The sequence below is a fragment of the Halorubellus litoreus genome, from assembly GCF_055378595.1.
The window spans coordinates 1,595,180-1,609,948 of the sequence record NZ_AP043836.1 but is presented as its reverse complement, the minus strand read 5'-3'; the positions used below and the strand labels follow the sequence as shown (position 1 = coordinate 1,609,948).

The following is a 14,769-nucleotide window of genomic DNA, read 5'->3' as shown; positions in this document are numbered from 1 at the left end:
CGGTCGCCAGACGCCGGGAGGCGTGCGCGTCAAGTGCCTCCGCGCCCAAGCGAGTTCCAATGACCGACACCCCCGAGGACGCCGACGCGGAGCGCGAGCGCGCCGAGCCGGACGGTCCGCTGTCGCCGGACCGGCCGGAGGCCGAGCGGCCGTTCCGGGTGGACGCGCCGTTCGAGCCCGCGGGCGACCAGCCCGAGGCCATCGAGGCGCTCGTCGACGGCTTCGAGTCTGGGATGACCGAGCAGACGCTGCTCGGCGTCACTGGCTCCGGGAAGACGAACACCGTCTCGTGGGCCGTCGAGGAACTGCAGACGCCGACGCTCGTCATCGCGCACAACAAGACGCTGGCCGCACAGCTCTACGAGGAGTTCCGGGAACTCTTTCCGGACAACGCCGTCGAGTACTTCGTCTCCTACTACGACTACTATCAGCCCGAGGCGTACGTCGAGCAGACGGACACGTACATCGACAAGGACGCCTCCATCAACGACGAAATCGACCGCCTCCGGCACTCCGCGACGCGCTCGCTCCTCACCAGGGACGACGTCATCGTCGTCGCGTCGGTCTCCGCGATCTACGGGCTCGGTGACCCGCGGAACTACGAGGACATGAGCCTCCGCGTCGAGGCCGGCGAGCAGGTCGGCCGGGACGAACTGCTCGCGCGGCTCGTGGACCTGAACTACGAGCGCAACGACGTCGACTTCACGCAGGGCACCTTCAGGGTGCGCGGCGACACCGTCGAGATCTACCCGATGTACGGCCGGTACGCCGTCCGCGTCGAGCTGTGGGGCGACGAGATAGACCGCATCGTGAAGATGGACCCGATGCAAGGCACCGTCGTCAGCGAGGAACCAGCCGTCCTCCTGCACCCCGCGGAACACTACTCGATACCCGAGGAACGCCTCGAACGGGCGATGGACGAGATCCGCGAGGACCTCGACGACCGCGTCCGGTACTTCGAACGCCAAGGCGACGCGGTCGCCGCGCAACGCATCGAGGAGCGCACGACGTTCGACCTGGAGATGATGCAGGAGACCGGGTACTGTTCGGGCATCGAGAACTACTCGGTGTACCTGAGCGAGCGCGAGATCGGGGACGCGCCGTACACCCTGCTCGACTACTTCCCGGACGACTTCCTGTGCGTCGTCGACGAATCCCACCAGACGCTCCCGCAGGTCCGCGGGCAGTTCGCGGGCGACAAGTCCCGGAAGGACTCGCTCGTCGAGAACGGCTTCCGGCTCCCGACGGCGTACGACAACCGCCCGCTGACCTACGAGGAGTTCATGGAGAAGACCGACAAGCGCCTGTACGTCTCCGCGACGCCCGGGGACTACGAGCGCGAGCACTCCGAGCAGATCGTCGAGCAGATCGTTCGCCCCACCCATCTGGTCGACCCCGAGATAGAGACGGCGCCCGCGACCGGGCAGGTCGACGACCTCATGGACCGCATCGAGGCGATGCCCGACGACGAGCGCGTGCTCGTGACGACGCTCACGAAACGGATGGCGGAGGACCTCACGGAGTTCTTAGAGGAGAACGGCGTCGACGTCGCGTACATGCACGACGAGACAGACACCCTGGAGCGCCACGAGCTCGTGCGGTCGCTGCGATTGGGGGACATCCAGGTCCTCGTCGGTATCAACCTCCTCCGCGAAGGCCTCGACATCCCCGAAGTGTCGCTCGTGGCTATCCTCGACGCCGACCAGGAGGGCTTCCTCCGGAGCGAGACGATGCTCGTGCAGACGATGGGGCGCGCGGCGCGGAACGTGAACGGGAACGTCGTCCTCTACGCGGACGACCCGAGCGACGCGATGAAGGCCGCCGTCGAAGAGACCGCGCGCCGCCGCCGCATCCAGCGCCAGTACAACGAGGAGCACGGGTACACGCCGACGACCATCGACAAACCCGTCGGCGAGACGAACCTCCCCGGGTCGGAGACGGACACGAGCGGCGTCGCCGGCGACGCGCCCGCGGACGCCGAGGAAGCCCAGGCGCGAATCGAGCGCCTGGAGGACAAGATGCAGGAAGCCGCGAACAACCTCGAGTTCGAACTCGCCGCCGACATCCGCGACCGCATCCGCGAACTCCGCGAAGAGTACGACGAACTCGTCGGCCCGGATGAGGACGGCGTCCCCGTCGAATCCGACCCCGAGTTCTAGTCGGGAGCCGGCCAGTCAGGCGTCGAAGGCGTCGTCGAGAGGGGCAGGCAGGTCGCGTCCGAGTGGGAGGGCGTCGCGCGCCGCCTCGGGAGCGTCGGCCGCGAGCGTCGCGACCACCTCCCGGATTCGGTCGCGCTGGGCGTCGGTCTCGGCGACGCGAGCGGCGGCGTACGCGACGCAGGCGCGAGCGTCGGCGTGCTCGGAGTCGAGGGCCCCGATGACCGCGTCGGCGTGCGGCCGCAGCCAGTCGGGGTGGTCGTCGGCGAGGTCGACGAGGACGCGCGAGGCCGACCCCCTAGTCGCGGGCGTCCCGCCGAGGCCGACCGCGCCGTCGGTCCGGTCGTCGCACGCCGCGAGGAGCGCGTCGACGACTCGCCCGGGGTCGGGGTGGTCGAGGAGCGGGTGGTGGTCGAGCCCGCCGGCCTTCGCGAGGGCGTGCGCGGCGCGCTTGCGAACGACGGCGACGTCGTCGTCGAGCCTCGCGACGAGGCGGTCCGCCGCCTGCCGCACGAGGTCCGGAGCGTCCCAGTACGACGCGACGGTCCGAAGCAGGCTCTCGGGGAAGACGCCGACCGCTGACTGGCGGACGGCCGGGTCGGGGTCGTCGAAGAGGTCGAGGAACGCGCGGAATGCGGCGCGACCACGGTCGGTCCGGGCCGCGTCCGCGTCGTACGTGAACGGGACGTGGACGAGCGCCCCGCGGACGCGCGGGTCGGGGTCGGCGAACGCTCGCTCGGCGAGCGCGCGGAGGACGGCGGCGTGCTCGTGGTCGTCGAGCGTCGCCTGCCGCCAGACCTCGACGACGTGCCGGCGGACGGGTGCGTGCGGGTCGTCGAGCGCCGCGGTCAACGTCCGTGCGCGCTCGGTGACGAGACGATCGCGGACGCCGGTATCGTCCAGGGAGAACCGCAGGAGAGCGGCCGCGGCCGCGCGTCGTTCGGCGTCGGGCGCGTCGAGCGCCGCGATGACGTCGTCGAGCGCGCGGTCCGCGAACCGGTCGACTGGTTCGTCTATCGCGTCGTCGACCCGGGTCGCGGTGCGCTCCTGGAGCGCGGCCCGGGCATACGCTCGCGTCCGCGGGTCGGGGTCGTCGACGACGCGAGCGAGCGTCCAGAGGACGTCGACCGCAGTGCTCGCTCCCCGGTCCGGATCCGTCGCGGCGTCGCGGAGGACCGCGGCGGCGTCCCCGCGCACGTCCGGGTCGGCCGCAGTCAGGCGGTCGCGCCCGGCCCGGACGGCGTCGTCAGATGGCGACATCGACCCCGTACTCGCGAGCGAAGTGGTCGACGAGCAGTCGCGAATCCCACCCCTCGCCGGTCCCGTGCACGTCCACGGTGAGCACCTCGCCGTCGTGGCGCTCGTAGTAGTAGCCGGCCGAGTAGCCGGTCGAATCGACCTCCCAGGCGAGGGACGCGCGCTCGACCGCGTCGCCGGCCGCGTCGAGCGCGTCCTCGACGTGGACCTGGTCGCCCGGGCCCACGAACACCAGCGCGTCGCCGTGCTCGCACGCCAGCGAGAGCCGGTTGTCGTCGGTGACCACGGTCGCGAGCGCGTCGCGATCCGCGCCCGCTTCGGGTTCGACCGCGAGGTAGAGCCAGTTCGCTCCCATGCCGGCCAGTCACCGCGACCGACGAAAAGCGTGCGGGGCGACGGCCGCGGCCGGGCGGCCGACTCCGAGAAGCGCGACGCTGGCCGCCGCCCCGACGACGTGCGACGGCGGGCCGAACGCCGGACGGGACGACCGCGTCAGTCCGCGAGCGCCCCCGGGGCGACCGGGACCTCCTCGGGTTCGACCTCGTCGGTGAGGTCGTCCACCGAGTCGACGGGCCCGCGGACGAACAGCCCGTGGCCCATGATGCCGACGGCGACGAGGCTGGTCGCGGTGACGCTCGTCGTCGCCGCGACCGGCGTCGCGACCCCGACGACGACGCCCGTGGCCATCGCCGCGACGATGCCGAGCAGCACGAGGTCGTAGTACTGCCACTGGTAGTCCATACGTCCACGCACGGGAGCGTTCGACTAAAGCGTTCGCACGGGAGATAAAACGCCTCGTCACCGGGTCGAGCCGGGGAATACGCCGGTCGCTGTCGCGACGTCGCTGCGAGGGTTCAAGTACGATGGCGCGGCGAACGGCGACGTGCCCGAGTAGCGGGGTCGCGTCGACCACGGCGGGAGCGTGGCGCATCGACGCGACGACGACCGTGTGCGCCACCTGTTCGCCAACGATACCCGAGAGCGACAGCGCCCGCCCTACAGCGCCGCGAACGCCGAGAGCACGGCGCCCGGGAACGCCGCGAGGACGGCGCCGAGGACGCCGAGCGCGGTCGAGACGACGAAGAGGAGGTCCGCGACGACGACGCCGAACACGAGCAGCGCGGCGACGAGGATGAGGACGAGTCCGAGCAGGCGGAGGTACGGCTCGTACCCGCGCTTCCGTCCGCTGCCGGTGCGTTTGCGTCGGTGACTCATACGTTCATGACGCGCTCGGAGACCGTAACTGTTCCCAGCGGGAGTTTTTTGCTCGCCGAATGGGTAGGGGGGCGCAGGATGGAACTGTCGGCGATTCCGGGCGTGGGCGAGAAGACCGCCGCGGCGCTCGCGGACCTCGACGACCCCGAGGGCGCGCTCCGTCGTGGGGACGTGGCGACGGTCGCGACCGCCCCCGGTATCTCCGAGGGCCGCGCCGCACGCATCGTCCGCGGCGCGATACGCTACGAGCACGACGACCCCGGCGGGTTCCTCGCAACCGACCGTGCTCGCGAAGTGTACAAGGAGGTCCTCGGTCTCCTCAAGGACCGGACGGTCACCGAGTACGGCGCGAAGCGCGTGGAGACGTTCTACCCGAGCGCCGCCCCGTCGCGCGTCGAAGAGGTCCAGGCGTTCGTCAGCGAAGCGATGGCGCGCGACGTCGACCCCGAGGCGCGAGCGGCGCTGTCGGACGTCGAGCCGCTCGCCGCGCCGAACGACGTCGTCGTCCGCGACCGCTGCCTGGCGACGACGGACGCGGAGGTGTACGCCGAGGCACGCGAGGCGATCCCGGAGGTCTCGGTAGAAGTCGTCGAGGACGCCCGCGGGCTCGCCGAACTGGCGCGGGGGTACGCGACCGTGGTCGCGCTCGACGAGGCGTTCGCGGGCATCGACGTCGAGGGCGACGTTCGCGTGGAGCCGGACGCCCTGGAGCGACCCGCGGCGGTCGTTCCCGAACGCCAGCTCGCGTTCTTCGCCGTGAACCGCGACCGACTGCGGGCGGCAGCGGAGGTCCACCGCGAAGCCGACCTGGAGGCGCCCACGGACGTCGAGGACCTCCTGGCGTCGCTCGACCGCCTCCGCGAGGACGGGACGGTCGCGGACGACGACGAACTCGACCGCCTCCAGGACGCCGTCGACGACCTCGACGCGGCGGTCGGGATGGCGGAGAACGTCGCGAACGACCACCTGAAGGAGGCGATACAGGAGCGCGACGTCACCATCGAGGGCGCGGACCTCCTGAGCCTCGTCGAGCGCGGCGCGGGCGTCGACTCGCTGCTCTCGCGGGAGCTCGCCGACGAGTACGCGCAGGCGGTGGACGCGGCCAGGGACCACCTCGTGGACACGCTGGACCTTCGCGGGGACGAGGCGGAGATGGCTCGCCGTGCGTTCGGCGACGAGCCGACGTACCCCGTGGCCCGCGACGACGAGGTCGTCTCGCGGCTCCGCGAGTCGCTCACGACGGCGCGCGACCGGCGGAGCGCGCGATTGAAGCGCGAGCTCGCGAAGGACCTCGCCGACCACCGGGACGGCGCTCGCGACCTCGTGCACGCGGCGCTCGAACTCGACGTCGAGTACGCGGTCGCGCGGTTCGCCGCGGACTACGCGTGCACGATGCCCGAGTTCGTGGAAGCTGGAGACGACGGGAACACGCCTGGGTTCGCCATCGAAGGCGGTCGGTCGCCGCTCCTGGACGTGCCCCACGACGAAGTCGACCCCGTGGATTACGCGGTCGACGGCGTCGCGCTGCTGTCGGGCGTGAACTCGGGTGGGAAGACGTCGACGCTCGACCTCGTCGCGACCGTCGTCGTCCTCGCACACATGGGGTTACCGGTACCCGCGGACTCGGTACGGCTCGGGTGGTTCGAGGACCTGCACTATCACGCGAAGACGCAGGGGACGCTGGACGCGGGCGCGTTCGAGTCCACGGTCCGCGAGTTCGCGGACCTCGCGACCGGCGGCGCCGGCTCGCTCGTGCTCGTGGACGAACTGGAGTCCATCACGGAACCGGGCGCGTCCGCGAAGATCATCGCGGGCATCCTCGAGGCGCTTTCCGGGAACGGCGCGACGGCAGTGTTCGTCAGTCACCTCGCGGGCGAGATACGCGAGATGGCGGACTTCGACGTGACCGTCGACGGTATCGAGGCGGAGGGCCTCGAGGATGGCGAACTCGTCGTGAACCGGTCGCCGGTGAAGGACCACCTGGCGCGGTCGACGCCGGAGCTCATCGTCGAGAAGCTCGCCGGCGAGTCCGGCGACGGGTTCTACGACCGGTTGCTCGCGAAGTTCTGAACGCGAGCGCCGGTCGGCGGCGCCCACGCCGTTCGCTGCGTCGGCTCGCCCGGTCCGTCGAGCGCATGTCGGTACCCGACCATGTTGTGGTAATCGTTATGCAGGCACATAGCGAACGGCGTGGTATGGGAACCCTCGCACGGCCGGCTCGACGAGGTGGCACGGCGTGAAGTACGCGTACCAGTGCCCCCACCACGGGTGCAAGTTCACGCTCGAAGCGAACGACGACAGCGCGCTGGAACGTCGCGTCGCACGACACGACGCCCGCGAACACGGCCGGAAGTTCGACCGCGCGCGGTTCGAGGACCGACTCGAGGTCTCCTGACGCGACGCCCGACGGCGTCGTGACGCGGTCGACTGGACGCGTCTCGACCACTCACCCGACGGCAGCCTCGTCCGACGCGTGGCTGCCGAACAGCTAAGTGCCCTGGGCAGCAGGGTGAAAGTGATGTCCGAGGACCCCGAGGAGGGGATGCTCTCGTGGGACGAGTCCGTGTTCCGGGACGAGCGCGTGTTCGAGATCGATTACGTCCCCGAGACGTTCCAGCATCGAGAGAGCCAGATGCGGACCCTCCAGTACACGCTGCGGCCGGCGACCCGCGGCAGCCGGCCGCTGAACGCGATGGTTCGGGGCCCGCCGGGGACCGGGAAGACGACCGCGATCCAGAAGCTCTTCGGGGAGCTCCGCGCGGAGACGAGCGACGTGCACACGGTCCGCGTGAACTGCCAGATGAACGCGACGCGGTACTCGGTGTTCGCGCGCCTGTTCGAGGGGATCTTCGACTACGAGCCGCCCGCGTCCGGCATCTCGTTCAAGAAGCTGTTCGGGCAGGTCACCGAGAAGCTCGTCGAGGAGGACGACGTGCTCGTCGTCGCGCTCGACGACGTGAACTACCTGTTCTACGAGAACGAGGCGAGCGACACCCTCTATTCGTTGCTGCGAGCGCACGAGGAGTACTCGGGCGCCCGTATCGGCGTCATCGTCGTGAGCTCGGACCCGAGCCTGGAGGTCATCGACGAGCTCGACTCGCGCGTGCAGTCGGTGTTCCGCCCGGAGGACGTCTACTTCAACGTGTACGACCGCGAGGAGATCGCGGGCATCCTCCGGAATCGCGTGGAGCGCGGGTTCCACGACGACGTGGTGTCGACGACGGTCCTGGATTACGTCGCGGAGAAGACCGCCGAGAGCGGCGACCTCCGCGTCGGCATCGACCTGCTGCGGCGCGCGGGGTTGACCGCGGAGATGCGCGCGTCGAAGGTCGTCGAGAAGCGCGACGTCGACGAGGCGTACGAGACGTCGAAGTTCGTGCACCTGTCGCGGTCGCTGGAGAGCCTGAGCGAGTCGGAGACGGAGCTCCTGGAGGTCATCGCGGAACACGAGGGCAAGCAGGCGGGCGAGGTGTACGAGGAGTTCCAGGCGGTCTCCGGCCTGGGGTACACGCGGTACTCGGAGATCGTGAACAAGCTCGAGGACCTCGGTATCGTCGCGACGAACTACGCGGAGGTCGACGGCCGCGGGCGCTCTCGGGAACTCCACCTGGAGTACGAGCCCGAGGCCGTGCTGTCGCGACTGGAGTAGGCGCGAGGTCGCGAGCGGTCGTGCGACGTGGTTGCGGTCGAGCGGAACGGCCTTCCGGTGCGAGGGCGAATTCTGGGGTATGAGTGAGACTGCGGAGTTCGACGTGGACGCGTGGGAGCGCGAGCTGGAACAGAATCGCGAGGAGAAGGACGAGTTCTTCGGGAGTCACCCGCATTCGCCGATTCCGAAGGAAGAACGCGACGACTTCGAGGGCCTGGAGTACTTCGCGCCGGACCCCGCGTATCGCGTGACGGCGACGGTGCATCTGACCAGCGGGGACGACGAGGACGTGTACCGGATGGAGACGTCGACGGGCGGCGAGCAGCGGTACCTGAAGGTCGCGGAGTTGACGTTCGAGCTCGACGGGGAGACGCACTCGCTGGCGGGGTACCGTCAGGAGGGCGAGGACCGCGAGTCGCTGTTCGTGCCGTTCCGCGACAAGACGACCGGCCAGCAGACGTACGGCGCGGGCCGCTACATGGAGTTGGAGGCCGAGGGCGAACTCGAAGACGGCCAGGAGATCCCCGTCGACTTCAATCTCGCGTACAACCCGTTCTGTGCGTTCTCGGACGCGTACGCGTGCCCGCTGCCGCCGGAGGAGAACTGGCTGGAGACGACCGTCGAGGCCGGCGAGAAGGACTGGGAGTGACCGGTCAGTCAGCGTCGCTGGTGACGAGTTCGTAGCACGCGAGGGCGGCGGTGCCGGCGGCGATGGCGACGGTGCCGAGGAACGCGAAGAAGACGAGGAGGTCGGGGAGGGCGTCGGTGGTGGTGATGGTGCCGGCGGCGACGAGCGCGAGGCAGCAGACGGCGAGTTCGAGGAGGACGTCGTGTTTCGTGCTCGTGCGCGGTCGCTGGTCGGCCTGCGAGGCTGGAGCGGCGGGGCGGTCGCGCTTGCTGGGCATGCGCGTGGCGTCCGCTGCGCGTCGTGAAAGTCTTGTGTCTGGTCGGAGCGGTCCGTGTGGCCCGCGTCGAGGGCGGTGTGGTGGTCAGAAGGAGACGCACTCGTGCCCGTAGACGCTGCCGGGCGTGGTGGGGTCGCGGTCGGAGTAGCCCTTGCGGCCGATGGCGCGCTCGCAGACGCCGGCCTGGAGGGTGTGTTCGACCTCTTCTGGCGTGTGGAACGTCTGGTCGCCGAATCGCTGGAGGATGTCGGCGATGGTCTCGGTGCCTTCGGCGAGGTCGAGTTCGTCGTCGCCGATGGCGTCGGTGAGGTCGTCGGTGGTGAGCGGGTACGTCTGGTTCGCGATGGCGTCGCCGGTGCCGTTCAGGCGCATACCCAATAGCGTGTGAAAGATAATTATAAACATTGTCCACTAACGTCCTTGGTGGGTTGGGTAGTGGTTATATTCCTTAAGGACCGCGAGCGAGGGATTCCGACCGACCCGTAGTGGACAGGTCCTTGGTGGTCGCCCCGCAAGCGCGAGCATGCCCTACGCCGACCTCCACGCGCACACCACGAACTCCGACGGCACGCTCGAACTCGACGAGGTGCCGGCGGCCGCGCGCGACGCCGACGTGTCGGTCGTCGCCGTCACCGACCACGACCGCACCCACCCCGGCCTCGACGCACCGGTCGTCGAGCGCGACGGCGTGACGCTCGTCCACGGCATCGAACTCCGCGTCGACGCCGGCTTCGGGCGCGTCGACCTCCTCGGGTACGGCGTCGTCGAGACCGACGCGCTCGCCGCGCTCGTCGACCGCGTCCAGACCGACCGCGCCGAACGCGGGCAGCGCATCATCGACAACGTCGAGGACCACCTCGGGGTCGAACTCGGCATCGAAGGACGGCCCGGGCTCGGGCGGCCGAACGTCGCGCGCGCCGTCGCCGACCACCCCGACACCGACTACACGGTCCAGGGCGTGTTCGACGACCTCATCGGGAACGACGGGCCGTGCTACGTCGCGCGCGACGTCCCGACGTTCGACGAGGGCCGCGAGGTCCTCGCCGAGGCCTGTGCCGTCGTCGGCCTCGCGCACCCGTTCCGGTACGACGACCCGGAGCGCGCGCTCGCACTCACCGAGACACTGGACGCGGTCGAACGCGACTACCCCTACGGCGACGGCGTCGACGCGGACCTCGCCGCGGTGGACGCGGCCGCGACCGAGCACGACCTCCTCGTGACCGCCGGCACTGACGCGCACGAGCGCAAACTCGGCGTCTGCGGGCTCGACGAAGCCGACTACGAGCCCCTCCGCGAGCGTCTCGCCGCCCACGGCGACGCCTGAGGGGCCGGCACGACCACCGGCCCTGCAGCGTCGCCTGGAACGCAGCCTTCAATGCCTCGCAGCCCCAATAACTGAACATGAAGTGTCACTACTGCGACGACGAAGCCGCCTTCGCCGCGTCGACCGAAGGCGTCAAAGTCGGACTCTGCGAGGTTCACTTCCGCGAACGCCTGGAGGAGCTCTCGGACGCGGACGAGCTGCAGGCGCTCAAGGAGCACGTCGACGTCGACCGCGCCTGACTGCGGCCACGACGACCACCGTTCTCCGCGCGCCGGTTCGCGAGCGACCGCGTTCGACGCCGGATTTAGTACGTGACCGGTCGTCGTCGCGGGTATGAAGAAGGTCTCCGTCGACGAACTGGAGTCACGCATGGGGCCCGGGTCGGTCCGGGCGTCGCTCGCGAAACCGCTCGGGCTCGCGAACCTGGGCGCGAACCACTACGAGCTCGAACCGGGCGAGAGCCTGGCGTTCGGCGTGCACGCTCACGAGCGCCAGGAGGAGGTGTTCGTCGTCCAGGAAGGCGCGGTGACGTTCGAGACGTACCCGGACCGCGACGCCGCACTCGCCGGCCCCGACGGCGACGACGCGGAGACGGTCGTCGCCCAGGCTGGCGAGGTCGTCCGCGCGGCACCCGGCGAGTACCAGCGCGGCCGGAACGACGGCGACGAGCGCGCCGTCGTGTTCGCCGTCGGCGCACCCCAGGACCCCGGCGACCTCGACCTCCTCCGCGACTGCGAGCCCTGCGGCGAACGAACCGCGCACCGCATCGAACTCACCGACGACCGCGACGCCATCCTCGCCGTCTGCGAGGACTGCGACGGCGAGACCGCGCGGTACACGTAGGTCGACGCTAGCGAGACCGCCGGCGTTCCGTCGCGACGACACTGCTGGGGGCGTACGCCAGTCCTTTAGGGCTCGCCCGCCAGACCTAGTGGTAGATGACAGGCGAGTACGGTCTCGTGGACCCGAGCGAGGCCGACACACCGGGTGACGAGTGGGAGGAGATCGACGTCTCGGACACCGACGCGGACCGCATCGCGCGCAAGCGCGACCGAGAGTTCAACGAGTTCCGCAAGCGCATCAAGGACGCCGACCAGTTCAAGGTCGAGGCGTCGGTGTTCGACGACGCGACGTACGCGGCGCTCTACAAGCTCGTCCAGGACGGCTGGCTGTCCGCGTTCGGTGGTCCGGTCTCGACCGGGAAGGAGGCGAACGTCTACACCGCGCTCGGCGGCGACGAGGCCGCCGATGCACTCGACGAACCGGAACCGGAGGTCGCGGTGAAGGTGTACCGCATCAACGCGAGCGACTTCCGGGACATGCGGGATTACCTCGCTGGCGACCCGCGCTTCGAGGGCATCGGCGGGAAGAAGAGCCAGGTCGTGCTCGCGTGGGTGCGCAAGGAGTACGCGAACCTCAAGCGCGCCCAGAAGGCCGGCGTCCGCGTGCCGAACCCGCTCGCGGTGGAGCGGAACGTGCTCGTGATGGAGTACATCGGGACCGACGAGGGCGGGCGTGCCCGCCGGCTCGCGGAGGTGAACGTCGAAAACCCCGAGACCGCCTATCACGTCGTCCGCGAGTACATCCGCCGGCTCTACACGGCGGGACTCGTCCACGGCGACCTCTCCGAGTACAACATGGTCATCGAGGACGGCGAACTCGTCGTCATCGACCTCGGCCAGGCGGTCACCGTCCATCACCCGAACAGCGAGGACTTCCTGAAACGCGACTGCCGGAACGTCGCGAACTTCTTCTCACGGCAAGGCCTCGACGTCACGGGCGAGGAGTGCTACGAGTTCGTCGTCGAGCACTCGGACCCGTCGAGCGACGGCGACGACAACCGGAACGCCCGCTAGCCGTCAAGAGTCCCGGCGACGGCGGGACGCACCCACGAGGACGACCGCGAGCAGCGCCGCGGCCGCGACCCCGGCGCCGAACCCGGGAATCGGGTCCTCGGCGACGGGCGTGGTGGGGTCGACCGTCGGCCGCCCGCTGGTCCTGGTCGCGGTGGTCTCGGTGTCATCGCCGAGGATGGGCGTCTCGTTGTACGTGGTGGTCGGTGGCGTCGTCGTGTTCGTGGTCGGTGGCGTCGTCGTGGTCTCGGCCTCGAACGTGATGGTCGCGCTGGCGCTCCCGTTCGGGTAGCGCTCGCCGTGCGTGCCGTCGTCGCGGACGCGGTACGCGACGACGCGGTACGTGCCGTTCGCGGCGGCCGCGGGGAGCGAGAACGTGACGGTCTGGTCGACGCCCGCGTCGAGGACGGTCGTCTGGTCGACGACGCCGGTGTCGTTCCGGAGGACGAGCACGCCGCCGTGGCTCAGGTTCGCGCGCGCCGAGACGTACCCCGTGGACGTCGTCTGGTCGTCGAACTCGATGACGGCGCGCCGTTCGCGGACCGCGAGTGTCGCGGGGGCGCGGGTGAGCGTCCGCGAGCGGTTCGCGGCGAGCGCGACCGTGACGTTCACCGTCGTGGGGGCGTCGACGCCTGCGAGGTCGAGCGTCGCGTCGTACCGCCCGCGGTCGTCGACCGTGGCGACGGCGGTCGCGACGACGCCGGCGTCGGTCCTGGCAGTGACCGCGAGTTCGGTGCCGGGCGCGACCGTCGTCGTGCCGGCGACGGTGACGTTCGCGCCGGGTTCGAGCGGGCCGGTCGTGGCGACGAACGCGGCCGCGGGGCGGAACTTGACGCGACGGCTGGTCGCGGCGAGGCCGCTGACGCTGTCGTTCGCGTAGTACCGCGCGGTGTAGACCTCGTACGCGTCGAGGCCGTCCTCGAAGAGACCGTCGAAGCGGTAGTCCTCGTCGTCGTCGCGGTACTCGGCGGCGACCGCGCTCGGATCGTCGAACGGGCTGGCGTGGACGGCGAGGACCTTCGACGGGTCGACGACGAGGCGGTAGCGGTCGTCGCCGGCGACGTCGCGCGCGTCGACGTTCGTCGCGTTCAGCCAGAGGCTCCTGGACTGGCGCTCGGGCGTGGTGGTGTCGGTGGTCTGCCGGACCGCGAAGTGCCCGCTCTCGTTCAGCGCGGCGAGGACGCGCGCGGTCAGGTTCGCGGACGCGTTCCCCGAAGCGTTCGCGACGCGAGCGTCGAGCCCGGGGACGGTGACGTCGACGACGAGGCGGTCCCGCGCCGTGACGTTCGTCGCTTCCGCGGTGGGGTTCCGGAAGCTCGCGACTTCGCTCTCGCTGGCGTTTGCGACGTCGACGGACTCGGGGACGCGCCAGGTGTCGACGGTTGCACTCTCGTTGGACGGGTAGACGAACGCGACCGGTCGGCTCTCGGCGACGACAGGGTCGTCCGAACGCTCACGATAGTTCGCCGCGAACGTCCGAGTCTCCTCTGTCCAGCTCTCCTCGAAGAACCCGAGGACGTTCGAGGTACCCACGTGGTCCTCGTAGGCACCCGCGAACGACCGGTCACCGTCGAGCAGATGGCCGTCGCGGATACCGATCGTCTCGTCGACGTCGACGACGAGGACGTATCGGTCGGCGGTAGATCCGTCGACCGCACGGGTGTTCGACGCGTTCAGCCAGAGGACACCAGGTTGGAGGGATACCGGGGTCGTCTCCACGGTCTGGACGAGCGTTAGCCGACCGCTGTCGGTCAACGCGGCGAGCACGCGCTCGGTCACGTTCCCGCTTCGGTCAGCGACGGCGGCGTCGAGGTCGGGAGAATCGACCGCGACGGCAAGATAGTCGTCGCTGGTCACGTTCGTTCGAACGCCCGGTTCGTGGTAGCTCGCGAGTTCGCTCGCGCTCGCGTTCGCGGCGTCGACGTAGCCGGGGACGCGCCAGGCGTCGACGGTCGCGTTCTCGGCCGAGGGCGTTGCGGCGTCGAGCGAGTCGCCGTCGGACGCGTGGTCGGTCGCGGTCGCGTCCGTGGCGGCTATCGCCGGTGCGACGCCGGCGAGGACCACCAGCGCGGCGACGACGACGGCCGTGGCTGGTCGTGGAGGGCGGAGCATGGGGGCGTGTTGTCGGGATTCCGGCAAGTGCTTTCCCCTGGAACGCCAGCCTCGACGGCGCCAGCGCGGGCGTTCGTGGTGCGCGGTCAGTTGGCACGCCGTCGTAACGCTCTTGTCGACGCGTCGTGGACGTGCTGGTGATGGAGTCCGCTCCCTGCTGGCGCTGGCGCACGCAGTCCTCGGGAGCGGACAGTGTGGTCTGCGTGCGTCGCCGGACGTAACTCGGCGTCGCGGGCGGTCGCGCTCACTCGTTCTCTCGACGCCGCACCGGACAGCCGACCGCACGCGACACAGCTAC

General features: G+C 70.1%; 16 protein-coding genes. 9 read left to right on the top strand and 7 right to left on the bottom strand.

The genetic code is table 11. The annotated features are described in order from the left end of the window. The first annotated feature begins 59 nt into the window (after window positions 1-59). Window positions 60-2,159 (top strand): excinuclease ABC subunit UvrB, encoded by a 2,100-nt coding sequence (gene uvrB / locus ACZ48X_RS12235; protein ID WP_336349453.1) that lies wholly within the window; start codon window positions 60-62, stop codon window positions 2,157-2,159. A 15-nt stretch (window positions 2,160-2,174) separates the two neighbouring features. Here the strand turns inward: uvrB and ACZ48X_RS12230 are convergent, their stop codons facing one another. The 4 genes from ACZ48X_RS12230 to ACZ48X_RS12215 form a co-directional block, all read right to left on the bottom strand. Beyond that, complete coding sequence (locus ACZ48X_RS12230) at window positions 2,175-3,416, bottom strand: hypothetical protein (protein WP_336349454.1); 1,242 nt, start codon at window positions 3,414-3,416, stop codon at window positions 2,175-2,177. Continuing rightward, on the bottom strand, window positions 3,403-3,768 hold the full coding sequence (locus ACZ48X_RS12225; protein ID WP_336349455.1) for a hypothetical protein: 366 nt from the start codon (window positions 3,766-3,768) through the stop codon (window positions 3,403-3,405). The genes ACZ48X_RS12230 and ACZ48X_RS12225 overlap by 14 nt, the downstream gene beginning before the upstream one ends. 137 nt (window positions 3,769-3,905) lie before the next feature. Then, window positions 3,906-4,154, bottom strand: coding sequence for a DUF8015 family protein (locus ACZ48X_RS12220; protein ID WP_336349456.1), 249 nt, complete (start codon window positions 4,152-4,154; stop codon window positions 3,906-3,908). A gap of 255 nt (window positions 4,155-4,409) precedes the next feature. Further along, window positions 4,410-4,628 (bottom strand): hypothetical protein, encoded by a 219-nt coding sequence (locus ACZ48X_RS12215; protein ID WP_336349457.1) that lies wholly within the window; start codon window positions 4,626-4,628, stop codon window positions 4,410-4,412. Between the two features lie 78 nt (window positions 4,629-4,706). On the opposite strand from ACZ48X_RS12215, the gene ACZ48X_RS12210 reads away from it, so the two are divergent. The 4 genes from ACZ48X_RS12210 (at window position 4,707) to ACZ48X_RS12195 (ending at window position 8,926) form a co-directional block, all read left to right on the top strand. Further along, window positions 4,707-6,698 carry a MutS-related protein gene (locus ACZ48X_RS12210; protein ID WP_336349458.1) on the top strand — a complete coding sequence of 664 codons (1,992 nt, stop codon included), beginning with the start codon at window positions 4,707-4,709 and terminating at the stop codon, window positions 6,696-6,698. A 166-nt stretch (window positions 6,699-6,864) separates the two neighbouring features. Continuing rightward, window positions 6,865-7,023: a hypothetical protein gene (locus ACZ48X_RS12205; protein WP_336349459.1), complete on the top strand. Its 159-nt coding sequence runs from the start codon at window positions 6,865-6,867 to the stop codon at window positions 7,021-7,023. A gap of 123 nt (window positions 7,024-7,146) precedes the next feature. After that, complete coding sequence (locus tag ACZ48X_RS12200; protein WP_336349460.1) at window positions 7,147-8,277, top strand: ORC1-type DNA replication protein; 1,131 nt, start codon at window positions 7,147-7,149, stop codon at window positions 8,275-8,277. Between the two features lie 79 nt (window positions 8,278-8,356). Next, the gene (locus tag ACZ48X_RS12195) at window positions 8,357-8,926 is read left to right on the top strand and encodes a DUF1684 domain-containing protein (protein WP_336349461.1); all 570 of its coding nucleotides are present in this window, start codon (window positions 8,357-8,359) and stop codon (window positions 8,924-8,926) included. 4 nt (window positions 8,927-8,930) lie between these two features. On the opposite strand, the gene ACZ48X_RS12190 is transcribed toward ACZ48X_RS12195, so the two are convergent. Both ACZ48X_RS12190 and ACZ48X_RS12185 read right to left on the bottom strand, forming a co-directional pair. Next, window positions 8,931-9,182, bottom strand: a complete 252-nt coding sequence (locus tag ACZ48X_RS12190) for a hypothetical protein (protein ID WP_336349462.1) — start codon at window positions 9,180-9,182, stop codon at window positions 8,931-8,933. An 84-nt stretch (window positions 9,183-9,266) separates the two neighbouring features. Next, window positions 9,267-9,554, bottom strand: a complete 288-nt coding sequence (locus ACZ48X_RS12185) for a DUF5789 family protein (protein ID WP_336349463.1) — start codon at window positions 9,552-9,554, stop codon at window positions 9,267-9,269. Between the two features lie 151 nt (window positions 9,555-9,705). On the opposite strand from ACZ48X_RS12185, the gene ACZ48X_RS12180 reads away from it, so the two are divergent. The 4 genes from ACZ48X_RS12180 (at window position 9,706) to rio1 (ending at window position 12,362) form a co-directional block, all read left to right on the top strand. Beyond that, window positions 9,706-10,506 (top strand): PHP domain-containing protein, encoded by an 801-nt coding sequence (locus ACZ48X_RS12180; RefSeq protein WP_336349464.1) that lies wholly within the window; start codon window positions 9,706-9,708, stop codon window positions 10,504-10,506. 77 nt (window positions 10,507-10,583) lie between these two features. Further along, window positions 10,584-10,745, top strand: a complete 162-nt coding sequence (locus ACZ48X_RS12175; protein WP_227134088.1) for a DUF6757 family protein — start codon at window positions 10,584-10,586, stop codon at window positions 10,743-10,745. Window positions 10,746-10,839: 94 nt separating this feature from the next. Further along, window positions 10,840-11,349, top strand: a complete 510-nt coding sequence (locus ACZ48X_RS12170) for a cupin domain-containing protein (protein WP_336349465.1) — start codon at window positions 10,840-10,842, stop codon at window positions 11,347-11,349. A gap of 95 nt (window positions 11,350-11,444) precedes the next feature. Beyond that, window positions 11,445-12,362 carry a serine/threonine-protein kinase Rio1 gene (gene rio1 / locus ACZ48X_RS12165; RefSeq protein ID WP_336349466.1) on the top strand — a complete coding sequence of 306 codons (918 nt, stop codon included), beginning with the start codon at window positions 11,445-11,447 and terminating at the stop codon, window positions 12,360-12,362. 3 nt (window positions 12,363-12,365) lie between these two features. Here rio1 and ACZ48X_RS12160 read toward each other — a convergent pair whose 3' ends face one another. Continuing rightward, on the bottom strand, window positions 12,366-14,471 hold the full coding sequence (locus ACZ48X_RS12160) for a BGTF surface domain-containing protein (protein WP_336349467.1): 2,106 nt from the start codon (window positions 14,469-14,471) through the stop codon (window positions 12,366-12,368). Between the last annotated feature and the right edge of the window lie 298 nt (window positions 14,472-14,769).